Source organism: Terriglobales bacterium, assembly GCA_035624475.1.
GTDB lineage: Bacteria > Acidobacteriota > Terriglobia > Terriglobales > Acidobacteriaceae > DASPRL01.
In genome coordinates, this window is record DASPRL010000084.1 from 1 (window position 1) to 11,580 (window position 11,580).

13 protein-coding genes are annotated in these 11,580 nt (G+C 67.2%); 5 read left to right on the forward strand and 8 right to left on the reverse strand.

Annotation, left to right across the window (positions count from 1 at the left end):
* Positions 1 to 34 precede the first annotated feature (34 nt).
* The 3 genes from VEG08_03630 to VEG08_03640 all read left to right on the forward strand — a co-directional run bounded on the left by VEG08_03630 (position 35) and on the right by VEG08_03640 (position 2,457).
* Entirely contained in the window at positions 35 to 1,057 is a 1,023-nt protein-coding gene (locus tag VEG08_03630; protein HXZ27072.1) for a transketolase C-terminal domain-containing protein, read from the forward strand.
* Positions 1,058 to 1,133: 76 nt separating this feature from the next.
* The gene (locus VEG08_03635) at positions 1,134 to 1,847 is read left to right on the forward strand and encodes a PilZ domain-containing protein (GenBank protein HXZ27073.1); all 714 of its coding nucleotides are present in this window, start codon (positions 1,134 to 1,136) and stop codon (positions 1,845 to 1,847) included.
* 130 nt (positions 1,848 to 1,977) lie between these two features.
* Positions 1,978 to 2,457: a prepilin-type N-terminal cleavage/methylation domain-containing protein gene (locus VEG08_03640; GenBank protein HXZ27074.1), complete on the forward strand. Its 480-nt coding sequence runs from the start codon at positions 1,978 to 1,980 to the stop codon at positions 2,455 to 2,457.
* A gap of 4 nt (positions 2,458 to 2,461) precedes the next feature.
* On the opposite strand, the gene VEG08_03645 is transcribed toward VEG08_03640, so the two are convergent.
* The 6 genes from VEG08_03645 to VEG08_03670 form a co-directional block, all read right to left on the reverse strand.
* On the reverse strand, positions 2,462 to 2,581 hold the full coding sequence (locus VEG08_03645; GenBank protein HXZ27075.1) for a CcmD family protein: 120 nt from the start codon (positions 2,579 to 2,581) through the stop codon (positions 2,462 to 2,464).
* On the reverse strand, positions 2,578 to 3,267 hold the full coding sequence (gene ccsA / locus VEG08_03650; GenBank protein ID HXZ27076.1) for a cytochrome c biogenesis protein CcsA: 690 nt from the start codon (positions 3,265 to 3,267) through the stop codon (positions 2,578 to 2,580). Before ccsA ends, VEG08_03645 begins: the two co-directional genes overlap by 4 nt.
* Before the next feature lie 3 nt (positions 3,268 to 3,270).
* Positions 3,271 to 3,945, reverse strand: coding sequence for a heme exporter protein CcmB (locus VEG08_03655; GenBank protein HXZ27077.1), 675 nt, complete (start codon positions 3,943 to 3,945; stop codon positions 3,271 to 3,273).
* Complete coding sequence (gene ccmA, locus VEG08_03660; GenBank protein ID HXZ27078.1) at positions 3,942 to 4,616, reverse strand: heme ABC exporter ATP-binding protein CcmA; 675 nt, start codon at positions 4,614 to 4,616, stop codon at positions 3,942 to 3,944. The genes VEG08_03655 and ccmA overlap by 4 nt, the downstream gene beginning before the upstream one ends.
* 191 nt (positions 4,617 to 4,807) lie before the next feature.
* Positions 4,808 to 5,254 (reverse strand): cytochrome c maturation protein CcmE, encoded by a 447-nt coding sequence (locus tag VEG08_03665; protein ID HXZ27079.1) that lies wholly within the window; start codon positions 5,252 to 5,254, stop codon positions 4,808 to 4,810.
* 75 nt (positions 5,255 to 5,329) lie between these two features.
* Complete coding sequence (locus VEG08_03670) at positions 5,330 to 5,599, reverse strand: DUF3303 family protein (GenBank protein HXZ27080.1); 270 nt, start codon at positions 5,597 to 5,599, stop codon at positions 5,330 to 5,332.
* Between the two features lie 63 nt (positions 5,600 to 5,662).
* Between VEG08_03670 and thiC the strand changes: the two genes are divergently transcribed.
* Positions 5,663 to 7,105 carry a phosphomethylpyrimidine synthase ThiC gene (thiC, locus tag VEG08_03675; GenBank protein HXZ27081.1) on the forward strand — a complete coding sequence of 481 codons (1,443 nt, stop codon included), beginning with the start codon at positions 5,663 to 5,665 and terminating at the stop codon, positions 7,103 to 7,105.
* 137 nt (positions 7,106 to 7,242) lie between these two features.
* Here thiC and VEG08_03680 read toward each other — a convergent pair whose 3' ends face one another.
* Positions 7,243 to 8,673 (reverse strand): hypothetical protein, encoded by a 1,431-nt coding sequence (locus tag VEG08_03680; GenBank protein HXZ27082.1) that lies wholly within the window; start codon positions 8,671 to 8,673, stop codon positions 7,243 to 7,245.
* Between the two features lie 233 nt (positions 8,674 to 8,906).
* On the opposite strand from VEG08_03680, the gene VEG08_03685 reads away from it, so the two are divergent.
* Positions 8,907 to 10,841 (forward strand): winged helix-turn-helix domain-containing protein, encoded by a 1,935-nt coding sequence (locus tag VEG08_03685; protein ID HXZ27083.1) that lies wholly within the window; start codon positions 8,907 to 8,909, stop codon positions 10,839 to 10,841.
* On the opposite strand, the gene VEG08_03690 is transcribed toward VEG08_03685, so the two are convergent.
* The coding region (locus tag VEG08_03690) for a transferrin receptor-like dimerization domain-containing protein (protein ID HXZ27084.1) at positions 10,792 to 11,580 on the reverse strand (789 nt) is incomplete at its 5' end. The two genes, VEG08_03685 and VEG08_03690, sit on opposite strands and share 50 nt — an antisense overlap.

The following is an 11,580-nucleotide window of genomic DNA, read 5'->3' on the forward strand; positions in this document are numbered from 1 at the left end:
AGCGGCAGCCCAGCACCTTTAGAAGGAGAGAGACTTGGAAGCCAGCGCAGCTCCCATGGTCCCGGTCGAGAGCGCCGGGCGCAACAACGTGAAAGCCGCCACCCCCAAGTTCGAGCTGAAGATGGGCCTGGCCACGCGCGAGGCCTATGGGCAAGCGCTGGCCGAATTGGGCCGCGCCAACCCCAACGTGGTCGCCCTCGACGCCGACCTGGCCAAGTCCACCTTCAGCGCCACCTTCGCCAAGGACTTTCCCGAACGCTTCATCACCTGCGGCATCGCCGAAGCCGACATGGTGAGCATCGCCAGCGGCCTGGCCCTGGCCGGCAAGATCCCCTTCGCTTCCTCTTTCGCCGTCTTCCTCTGCGACAAGGCCTACGACCAGTTGCGCATGTGCGTGGCCTATCCCGGGGTGAACGCCAAGTTCTGCGGCTCGCATGGCGGCATCTCCATCGGCGAGGACGGTCCCAGCCAGCAGGCGGTGGAGGACTTCGCCCTGATGTGCTCGCTGCCCGGCTTCGTGGTGGTGTGCCCGGCCGACGAGCACGCCGCCCGCGCCCTGGTGCATGGCATGGCCGAACACGTGGGGCCGTGCTACATGCGCACCGGGCGGCCCAAGGTCCCGGTGATCTACAGCGCCGAAGAGAAATTCGAGATCGGCAAGGCCAAGGTACACGGCAGCGGGCGCGACGCCGCCATCGTGGCCTGCGGCCTGGAGGTGGGCTACGCCCTCGAGGCGCAAGCGCGATTGGAGGAAGAGGGCATCCACGCCCGCGTCGTGGACATGCACACCCTGAAGCCGCTGGACGACGCCGCCATCGCGCAGGCGGCGCGCGAGTGCGGCGCCCTGGTCAGCGCCGAGGAGCACGTACTCGACGGCGGGCTGGGCGCGCGCGTGGCCGCCTCCGCCGCCGCCAGCCATCCCGTGCCCATGGAGTTCGTGGGCCTGCGCAACACCTACGCCGAGTCCGGCACCCCCGAGCAGTTGGTGGAGAAGTACGGCCTCACCGCTCCGCACATCGGCGCCGCCGTCAAGCAGGTGCTGAAGAGGAAGAAGTAGAGCCCACCCCGGCCTCCCGGCCAGCGACCTTGGTAATCTTGGCCCCTCGCGGGGAGGGGCCTAGCATGCCTGGGTCATGACACTGCGCGCTCTCCTCCTCTGCCGCGATGTCCGGGTCCTGGCCGTGCTGCCACGCCTGCTGGAGCGGGCTAAGATCCAGGTCGAGCGTTGCGCCGCCGCGCCCCAAGCGCTGGAGCGGCTGGCGCGCAGCAAGTACGAGGCCGTGATCGTGGATTGCGACGATGCTGCGGCCGCCGCCGAGGTGCTGAAGAGCGTCCGCTCCGCCCCCTCCAACCGCCGGGCGCTGACTCTGGCACTGGTGACGGGCGCCGCTCCCGCCGTCTCCGCCGGCCTGGGCGCCAACTTCGTCCTGGAGAAGCCCATCGCCGCCGAGCGCGCGGCCCGCGTCCTGCGCGCCGCCTACGGCCTGATGACCCAGGAGCGCCGCCGCTATCACCGCCTGCCCTCCAACCAGGTCGTCTACCTCAGCTACGACAGCGTGCTTGACCAGCGGGCGGTGATGCTGAACCTGAGCCAGGGAGGGGTGGCGCTGCGCGGGGTGGCGGGCGTGCCCGCGCACCGTCCCGTGTTCCTGCGCTTCTCCCTGCCCGGGCTGGGCCAGAGCATCGAGGCCCAGGCGGAAACCACCTGGGCCCGGGGCGAGCGCCTGGGAGTGAAGTTCGTGAAGCTGGCCCCCACCGCCCAGCGGCGGCTGGAACTGTGGCTGGGGATGCGGCTGGATGGGCGCGACTTCGCCTTGGCGCCCGCCGCTCTGACTCTGCCGGACTGAGGCAGACCGCCGCCAAGCATCTTCTCGCCGCCCGCCGTTTCGTGTAGTATGACCTCACCTCGGCTCTGCAGCATCTGTACCCTCCCCAGGTCCAACGCCAAGTCAGAACGTTTTTTGTGGTGGGAGAGCCATGCGCAAAACCCGCGGTTTCTCGCTCATCGAGCTGCTGATCGTGGTGGCCATCATTCTGATCATCGCAGCGATCGCCATTCCCAACCTGATCCGATCGCGGATCGCGGCCAACGAAGCTTCGGCCGTCTACTCGCTGCGCACCATCCATACCGCGCAGACCACCTACGCCCTCACCTTCCCCAACGTGGGCTATGCCGACGATCTCTCCAAGCTGGGAGGGGTGAACCCCAATCCTCCCACTCCGGCGGCGGCCGGCATCCTGGACTGGTTGCTGGGGTGTGCCTCACAGCCCTGCACCAAGAGCGGCTACAAGTTCTATATTTCCTCGACCGTGGGCGTCCCGGTGGCCAACTACACCGCCAACGGCCAGCCCTTGCTGCCGGGCCAGAGCGGGGTACGGGGCTTTTGCGTGGACGCCAGCGGCATCATCAAGGCCGACATCACCGGCGGCACCAACTGCACGGTGACCATCCAGTAGCCGCTCAGGGTTTCTTCAGCTCGTCGACTTCCTTCTTGAGGCGGGCGGCGCGGCTGGTCAGCACCACCAGGTAGACGATGTGGATGGTCCAGGTGGCGCCGTAGGCGAGATAGAGGTAGTTCATCGGCCGCCTCCTGCGAGCGCGGCCAGGGCCTGCGCCTGCTCCAGTTCCTGCCGCGCCCGCTCCATGCGGTAACGGATCCACACCAGCATGGCCCCGTAGGCCAGGAAGGCCAGGAAGTTGATGAGCAGGGCGTGGGCCATGCGGGGGTCGAGCCCGGAATCGGAGCCGCCCGCCAGCACCGGCGCGGGATGCTGGGTGCGGAACCAGCGGTTGGCCATGTACACGAAGCCCACGTCCACGAAGCCGAAGATGGCCAGCGCGGAGGAGAGCACCGGCGCCTGCCCCCCGCTGGCGAAGCGCCGCAGCACCAGGTAGCTGAGGTAGATCAGCCACAGCAGCAGGGTGCTGGTCAGGCGCGCGTCCCAGGTCCACCAGATCCCCCACACCGGCTTGGCCCACAGCGGACCCGTCACCAGCACGACCGTGCAGAAGACCACGCCCACTTCGGCGGTGGAGACGGCCAGGGCGTCGGCGCGCGCGCTGCGCTTCGTCAGGTAGGCCACCGAGGCCGCGAAGTTCACGATGAAGCACAGGAAGGCGAGGAAGGCGGAGGGCAGGTGGTAATAAAAGATACGCTGCACGTCGCCCATGGTGGCTTCCGTGGGCGCCGCCACCAGCCCCTGGTAGAGCCCGTAGCTCAGCAGCAGAAAGACCCCTAGGGCCAGCAGCACGAAGGCGTTTCTCATGGATTATTCCGCGTGCAAGACCGTCTCGAACAGCAACAGGCAGACGGTCGTGAACACTATATCGTACACCGCCAGGAAGACCAGCGGCAGGTAGGCCGAGTCTTCGCCGGTCAGGATGACGGTGGTGGCCCGCACCATGGCGATGAGTGCGGGCACGGAGATGGGGAAGAGCAGCAGCGGCAGCATGATCTCGCGGCTGCGGGTGCGCAGGGAGACGGCGGCAAAAAAAGTCCCGTTCACCACCAGCGCCCAGGTCCCCAACGCCGCCACCAGGACGAGCTGCCAGCCCGCCCCCACCGCCCGCAGATCGAAGAAGACGATGAACAGCGGCGTCATCAGCACTTCCAGCACCGCCACGAAGAGGAAGTTGCCCAGCACCTTGGAGAGGAAGAGGGCGTCGGCGGGGGCGGGCGAAATGCGGTAAGCGTCGAGCACCTGGTTGCGCAGTTCCCGCGCCCAGGTCTGGTTCAGCGCCACCACCGCCGCGAACAGGAAGGCCACCCACACCAGCCCGCCGGCGATCCGCCGCGACTCCTCCGCGTTGGGATCGAAGGAGAAGCTGAAGATCACCACCACCAGCAAGGCGAAGAAGAGCATGGCATTGATGGCGTCCTTCGAGCGCCATTCCAGGCGCAGGTCCTTGGCCAGGCTGGAGCGGGTGACGGAGAGCAAGCTCATGGCTGCGCTCCCAGGCGGGCGGCGGCGGTGCCCGGGGCGCGCGCGGCCAGCCGTCCCGCCGCCAGCCACAGCGACTCGTCGGCGATGCCCTCGGCGTGCGCCACCTGGTGCGTGACCAGGAAGATGGTGAGGCCGCGGTCGCGGCGCGCCCCCAGCAGCTTGGCCATGGCCCGCGCCGAGGTGACGTCCACGTTGGAGAAGGGCTCGTCCAGCAGCAGCAGCTTGGGATCGTGGAGCAGCGCCCGCGCCAGCGAGAGCCGCTGCCGCATGCCCTGCGAGTATTGTCCTGCGGGACGCGCCAGCGCGGGATCCAGCCCCACCTCTTCCATGGCCTGCGCGCAACGGGTGGGCGCCGCCGCGCCGTAGAGCCCGGCGAAGTAGAGCAGGTTCTCCATGCCGCTCAGTTCGTCGTAGAGCAGGGGAGCGTGCGCCATGTAGCCGAGCTGGGCGGTGACCTCACGTAGCTCGGTGGAGCCCAGCAAGGCCACCGTGCCGGAGGTGGGATGCGTGAGGCCCGCCATCACCCGCAGCAGTGTGGACTTGCCCGCTCCATTCTCGCCGAAGACGGCGTAGAGCCGCCCCGGCGCGAACTCCGCGCTCACCTCGCGCAACGCCGCGAAGCGCCCGAAGAGCTTGCTGACGTTGGTGAGGACGACCGCAGTCTCGGCCACGACGGTCAAAGGTACTAGAACTGCGCCATTTTCACCACAGAGACACAGAGGCACAGAGAGGAAATGCAGAATGAAGAATCAAGAATGCAGAATGGTCTGGTCTGCCGGCAGCTCCGACACAAATCTGCAATCTGCATTCTCAATTCTGCATTTCTCTGTGTCTCTGTGCCTCTTGTGGCGGGAACGAAGTCCTAGCTGGAGGACTTGGCGGGGGCCGCGGCCGCGGGCTGCCCCTGTCCCGGCGCGGGAGCATACTTGGAGGCGCATTTGGCCTGGATCTGGGTGGCGTGGAAGACGCCGTCTTCGCCGTAGTGGCCCTCGACCAGGGCCTGGGCGTTGTCCTTGAAGGTGTCGGGCGGGGCCTCCGTGCCGCGGTAATCCACCGCCAGGGTCCGCCCTTCTTCTTCCAGGCTGAACTCCATGCGGCTGCCCTGGCGTTTGATGGAGCCGGGCACCACGTTGCCCGCCACCCGCAGGCGCTTGGAGTGGGCACTTGAACCCATCGTCCCCAACTCCTTGATGGTGACGTAGTAGCTCTTGCTCTCCTGCACCCCGGTGTAGGCCAGGTAGCCCAGCGACACCAGGATCACCACGGTGGCCAGGCCGAATCGGAGGTACTTGCCCTGCGCGGAACTCATAAACTCTTCCGAAGAGGTTACGCTGGCGCGGAGGCGGTGGTCAAGGCCGGGGGCGGACTCCGAAGGACAGTGGCCCTATTCGCCTCGCCGCCTGGCCCAGAAGTCGGCCGAGGTCAGGACGGGGAGGATCTCAACTTCCATGAGGTCATTCCAGCGGTCGGCCCAGGCCTCTAGGCGCTCGCGGCTGGGCGCCTCCATCACCTGGAAGCAGCGGCTGCCGTCGGGCTCCAGCCAACTGGCGTGGTAGAGGACGTCCTCGAGCATCATGCGGCCCTTTGCCTGGAAGCGCTCGCCCACCCGCTTCAGGTTCTCCGGCGTGAAGCGTTCGATCACCATGAAGAGCATGAGCAGTAGTGTATCCCGCGTGGACGTATAATAATCAGTTCAGGAAGGCACGAGGGCAGAGACATGGGCAACAACGGATCGAAGAGCACGGCGGTGCCGCAGCCGCGCGCCGAGTGGATCGCGCGCCGCAAGGCGGAGAACCGCGACGGCAACTTCTCCCAGATGCACTACGCCCGCCAGGGCGTGGTGACCGACGAGATGCGCTATGTGGCCTGGCGCGAGAAGCTGGCCCCGGAAGCGGTGCGCGACGAGGTGGCCCGCGGCCGCATGATCATCCCCGCCAACATCCACCACCTGGAACTCGAGCCCATGGCCATCGGCGTGGCCTCGCTGTGCAAGATCAACGCCAACATCGGCAACTCCGCCGTCACCTCCAACGTCGACGAGGAGCTGAAGAAGCTGCACACCGCGGTGCACTTCGGCGCCGACACGGTGATGGACCTCTCCACCGGCGGCGAGATCCACCAGATCCGCGAGGCCATCCTGCGGCACTCGCCCGTGCCCATCGGCACCGTGCCCATCTACGAGGCCATCTCGCGGGTGAAGCGCATCGAGGACCTGACCGCGCCCATCATGCTGGAGGTCATCGAGGAGCAGGCCGCGCAGGGCGTGGACTACATGACCATCCACGCCGGGGTGCTGATCCAGTACCTGCCCATGATCTCCAAGCGCATCACCGGCATCGTCTCGCGCGGCGGCGCCATCCTGGCGCAGTGGATGGCCCACCACCACCAACAGAACTTCCTCTACGAGAACTTCGACGCCATCTGCAAGATCTTCCAGAAGTACGACGTGAGCTTCTCGCTGGGCGACGGCCTGCGTCCCGGCTGCGTGGCCGACGCCTCCGACGAGGCCCAGTTCGCCGAACTGCGCACTCTGGGCGAGCTCACCAGGAAGGCCTGGGAGTACGACGTGCAGGTGATGATCGAGGGCCCCGGCCACGTCTCCATGGACAAGATCAAGGAGCAGGTGGACAAGGAAGTGGAGCTTTGCTACGAGGCGCCCTTCTACACCCTGGGCCCCTTAGTAACCGACATCGCCCCCGGCTACGACCACATCACCTCCGCCATCGGGGCGGCCATGATCGGCTGGTACGGCGCGGCCATGCTCTGCTACGTCACGCCCAAGGAGCACCTCGGCCTGCCCAACGAGAAGGACGTGAAGGACGGCATCATCGCCTACAAGATCGCCGCCCACGCCGCCGACATCGCGCGCCAGCGTCCTGGTGCCCGCGAGCGCGACGATGCCTTGAGCTTCGCCCGCTACAAGTTCGACTGGGAGAAGCAGTTCGCACTCTCCCTCGACCCCGAGACCGCGCGCGCCATGCACGACGAGACCTTACCCGACCAGTTCTACAAGGAGGCCGCTTTCTGCTCCATGTGCGGCCCCAAGTTCTGCTCCATGAACTACTCCTCCAAGGTGGACGAGTACAACAAGCAGGTCCACGGGCTGGAGAAGAAGGACTACGGGGAACTGCTGGTCAAGCTGACGCCGGCCGCGAAATAAGAAAAGGCTCAACACAAAGGACACGAAGGCAACGCGAAGGATGCGTGCATCACCCTTCGTGCGACCTTTGTATCCTTTGTGGTGATGAGTCTTGCGGGAATAGCGAGGGCGGGCCTGCGCCCGCCCTCGCTTCCTTTCTACAGCGACCGGAGGAACGCCACCAGGTCGGACTTCTGCCGATCGGTCAGGTGCAGGTTGAAGCGCTGGTCGTAGAACTCGACCACGTCCTGCAGCGTGGCCGCCGAGCCGTTGTGGAAGTAGGGCGCGCGGGCCGCCAGCCCGCGCAGGATCGGCCCCTTGGTCTTGCCCACGTCGGCGCACTTGCCGGTGATCAGCGCCCGCCCCGGGTCGGTGACCTGGAAGGTCGAGCCCTTGCCGATCGGCGTGTTCACCCCTGCGTCGCACTGGATGGTGTAGACCGGCAGGCCGCTGATGTCCAGCGCGGGCAGCGCGGGATAGTCGGTCACCCCGATGTTGATGGCCAGGGCGGTGGAGTGGTCGCCGACGTTGGGCGTGTTGTGGCAGGTGGTGCAGGTGCCCATCAGCGTAGCCGGCACGCCCGGCAGATCGTTCAACCCGGTCACCCCGGAGATGGGGATGGGGAAGTTGTTGAACAGGGCCTGGCCGCGGGCCACTGCCTCGCGGTCCTCGTTGCGGTCGCCATGGTCGGGCAGGTGGGCCCAGGCGTCGAAGAGGTTGAAGGCGGCCGGGTTGAAGGTCGTCCCCGGGCCGCCCAGCGGGTCATTGATGCCCACGAAGAAGGGCTGCTGCGAGAGGGACACGGGCCCGCCCTGGGCTCCCCGAGCGCTCAGGTTGCCGGCTTCCTGGTCGTGTGCCTGCGCCGTGAAGTTGGCCAGCTCGAAACTGACGATGTCGGCCACTTGCTGGTCGGTGGGCGCCTGCGCCGCCTGGGCGTGACCCAGAGTGGCGCCTTTGGCCTGATCGGCGAGATCGAACTGCAGCGTCTGCCCGGCGAACGACTCCCGCCCGTCCCACATCACCGTGGTCAAGAAGGGCAGGTTGGTCGAGGGCAGGGGCCGGCGGAACAGCGCCAGGCCGGCGGGCGTGTTCTCCGGGCAGTTGTAGGGATCGTCGATCTGGGAGACGGAGAAATGAGCTCCCGCGGGCACACCGATCGAGACCCGGATCAGTCCTTTCTTGAGCAGCATGCTGTAGGCCTGGCGGCGCGCCGCCACGGTGGAGACATCGGCGCTGGGGCAGACGGCGCCGTCCACCGGCCGGAAGATGGGGTCCAGCCCCTGGCTCGTGAAGAAACGCATCTGGATGTGGGCGGGCGTGACCGTCCAGGCGTCGGAGGGCTGGTGACAGCTCACGCACGAGCGCCCGTTCGTTCCCAGGCTCTGGAAGAACGGGTTGTCGAGGTCGGTGGGCCCGGTGCTATGGAAGTCTGAGAGCACACCCGTGGCGTCCAGGAACACCAGAGTGGCCGGAAGGTTGGTGGTGGCGGCGACCATCGCGCTCATGCCCAGGCAGGCGACCAGACCGCAGAGCAGCAGCACCGCGCGGCGGCGCAGCCGAGTCTTTTCCCGGATCCCGTGGATGAACATCTCGATTTCCCCCTATCCTCGCCTGCCCCCGACGGGGCGTAGCTCCGTAGTGGGCTGACTGTTAGCCGAGACGCGGGACATCGTCAAGGTACCACCCGCCGAAATGTCGATGACCTTGTAACCTACTGATAACTCTACTGATATCGTATTTTATGACCGGCCCGCGGGAGTGCCTGTGATAGACTTCGGGGACCGCCTTTCCCCGGTTTCTGAGAGTAGTGAGGAAGTACGGCATGGCGGCAACGCCACATCCTCGCTTCTATCGTTTCGGCACCTTCCAGTTGGACGTGCCCTCGGGAGAACTGCGCCGCAATGGCATCAAGGTGCGCCTGCCGGGGCAGTCCTTCCAGGTCCTCCTGTGCCTGCTGGAGCGCCCGGGCGAGGTGGTGACGCGAGAGGAGCTGCGCCAACTGCTGTGGCCGGCGGGCACCTTCGTGGACTTCGACGAAGGCATGAACGCCGCGGTCAAGAAGCTGCGCGCCGCCCTGAGCGACTCGGCGGAGAACCCGCGCTTCGTCGAAACCCTGCCGCGCCGCGGCTACCGCTTCTTGTGCCCGGTCATCACCGTCCGACCGGAAGCCGCAGCTTCCGCGGTCGCGGCCATTCCGACACGCTCCGTTTCCCGGCGGGGGATGGCATGGTGGGGGGCGGTAGGCGTGCTCTTGGCGGTCCTCGCCGTCACCGGGATCACTTGGTACCGGCGGCGCACCGCCGCGGCGCCCATCCGTTCCATCGCGGTGTTGCCGCTGCGCAACCTCTCCAACGACCCCGAACAGGAGTACTTCTCCGAAGGGCTGACCGACGAGTTGATTACCCGCCTGGCCTCGCTGCAAGGCCTGCGCGTCATCTCCTTCACTTCGGCGATGCAATATAAGGACACGCGCGAGCCGCTGCCTCAGATCGCCAAGGAACTGAATGTGGATGCGGTCGTCGAAGGAAGCGTATTGCGCTCGGAGGGACGGGTCCGCATCACCGCGCAACTGGTGGAGGCGGCCAGCGACCGCCACCTTTGGGCCCACAGCTACGAGAGTGAGCAGCGAGATGTCCTCGCCTTGCAGAGCGAGGTCGCGCGCGACGTGGCCGACAACATCCGGCTCAGTCTCGATCCCGCCAGCCGGCAGGCGCTGGCCTCGGTGCGGCCGATCGATCCCCAGGCTCACGAGGACTACCTGCGCGGACGGTACTTCTGGTCCCGGCGTACTGCCACCGACATTCGGACCGCCATCCGCTATTTCGAGCAGGCGGTCGCGATCGACCCGAACTACGCTCCCGCTTATGCCGATCTGGCCGACTGCTATGCGCTGCTGGGCGGCTACAGCGGCCTGCCGCAGGGAGAATTCATGCCCCGGGCGCGCGCCGCTGCGCTCAAGGCCCTCGAGCTTGATCAGCAGCTCCCCGAAGCGCACACCGCCCTGGCGGTGATCGCGCAGGACTACGACTGGGACTGGCCCACGACGGAGCGAGAATACCTGCGCGCCATCCAGCTCGACCCCAACTACGCCACCGGCCACCATTGGTACGCGGAGTTCCTCGCCCAACAGGGCCGCTTCGACGAGGCCTTCGCCGAGATCGAGCGCGCCCGCCAACTCGATCCCCTCTCCCTGATCATCGCCACCGACCGCGCCAAGATCTTCTGTTACGCCCGCCAGTACGACCGCTCCGTCACGGAGTACCAATCCGTCCTCGCTCGCGACCCTGGATTCACCTTCGCCCACAATGTGATCTGTCCCTCCGTGGAGAAAGGGGACTATTCCCAGGCCCTCGCCGACATCGACCGGTGGCGCAGTCCAGGGGACGAGCAGTCGCACTTCAGGCTGCTGGCCTATGTGTATGCCCGCTCGGGGCGGCGGGCCGAAGCCCAGCGGGCCCTGCTGCAACTGGAGGAGCTGGGCCGGCGGAAGCCCGGGGATCGTACCAACCTCATGCTTGCATACACCGCCGTGGGCCGGAAGGACGAAGCCCTGGCCATCCTGGAGCAGCTCTACCGCGATCACTCCATGTCCTTGAGCAACCTGGGCGTGGACCCGACCTACGATCCTCTGCGCGGTGATCCTCGCTTCCAGGATCTGCTGCGCCGCCTGCGCCTGCCCAACCGCGCGCCGTCCCAGAGCCTGCGTGCTAGCGATAGCTCTCCAGCGTCTGGGCCGCGCGCTCCAGCGCCGCGGTGAGTTCGGCGAGCTGCAGGCGCGCGCGTTCCGGGTCGTGCGCGTCGAGCGCCTCGTTGACCCCGGGGATCACCACCGCGGCGTAGCCGGTGTATTCCCCAGGGGCGTAGATGGCGTGGCGGTACCAGGAGCGGTGGGGCAGGCCCTGGGGCATGAGCAGCGCCTTCTCCGCCGCCGCCAGAGCGCGGTTCAGGCGCACCGGGTCGGCCTTGGAGTCCTGCTGCGCCTGAGCGATGGCGGCGCCCGCCTTCTGGAAGCGCTCCGCCGCCGCCGTGGCGGCGGCAAAGTCGGGGCCTTTGTCGCCGAAGATGGCCAGCGACTTTTTCTGCGCCGCCTCCACGTACATCCCGATCTCCTTGCCGTAGCTCGCGTAGTCGTAGGGCAGGACGTCGGCGTCGGCCATGCGCAGCACCTCCATCCCCAGGACCCGCGCCATCTCCTGCTCGTAGAGGAAGTGGGGATCGGCGAAGCGCGTGAACCACTGGAAGTTGTCGAAGACGGAGTGGTAGACGCCGTAAGGCCCGCCCGAGCCGATGTCGGTGGAGGGCACGCCCAGGTGCTGCAGGAAGGGAGTGTAGTCGGAGCCCGAGCCCAGGTCGCCCACCGGCACCTCGCTGCCCAGGTGCGCGGCCGGGGCGCGCTGCTGCGAGCCCGTCACCTCGGGACGCGCGGCGCGCTCGGCGGCCTGCCGCTCTCGCGTCCGCCGCCAGACGTCGTAGAGCATGCCGCCTTGCGGGCTGGG

Bases quoted from the DNA above. Each gene is read 5' to 3' on its own strand.
- VEG08_03685 (HXZ27083.1), top strand. From the start codon at position 8,907: ATGGCGGCAACGCCACATCCTCGCTTCTATCGTTTCGGCACCTTCCAG.
- thiC (HXZ27081.1), top strand. From the start codon at position 5,663: ATGGGCAACAACGGATCGAAGAGCACGGCGGTGCCGCAGCCGCGCGCC.
- VEG08_03640 (HXZ27074.1), top strand. From the start codon at position 1,978: ATGCGCAAAACCCGCGGTTTCTCGCTCATCGAGCTGCTGATCGTGGTG.
- VEG08_03655 (HXZ27077.1), bottom strand. From the start codon at position 3,945: ATGAGCTTGCTCTCCGTCACCCGCTCCAGCCTGGCCAAGGACCTGCGC.
- VEG08_03680 (HXZ27082.1), bottom strand. From the start codon at position 8,673: ATGTTCATCCACGGGATCCGGGAAAAGACTCGGCTGCGCCGCCGCGCG.
- VEG08_03670 (HXZ27080.1), bottom strand. From the start codon at position 5,599: ATGCTCTTCATGGTGATCGAACGCTTCACGCCGGAGAACCTGAAGCGG.
- VEG08_03645 (HXZ27075.1), bottom strand. From the start codon at position 2,581: ATGAACTACCTCTATCTCGCCTACGGCGCCACCTGGACCATCCACATC.
- VEG08_03665 (HXZ27079.1), bottom strand. From the start codon at position 5,254: ATGAGTTCCGCGCAGGGCAAGTACCTCCGATTCGGCCTGGCCACCGTG.
- VEG08_03635 (HXZ27073.1), top strand. From the start codon at position 1,134: ATGACACTGCGCGCTCTCCTCCTCTGCCGCGATGTCCGGGTCCTGGCC.
- ccsA (HXZ27076.1), bottom strand. From the start codon at position 3,267: ATGAGAAACGCCTTCGTGCTGCTGGCCCTAGGGGTCTTTCTGCTGCTG.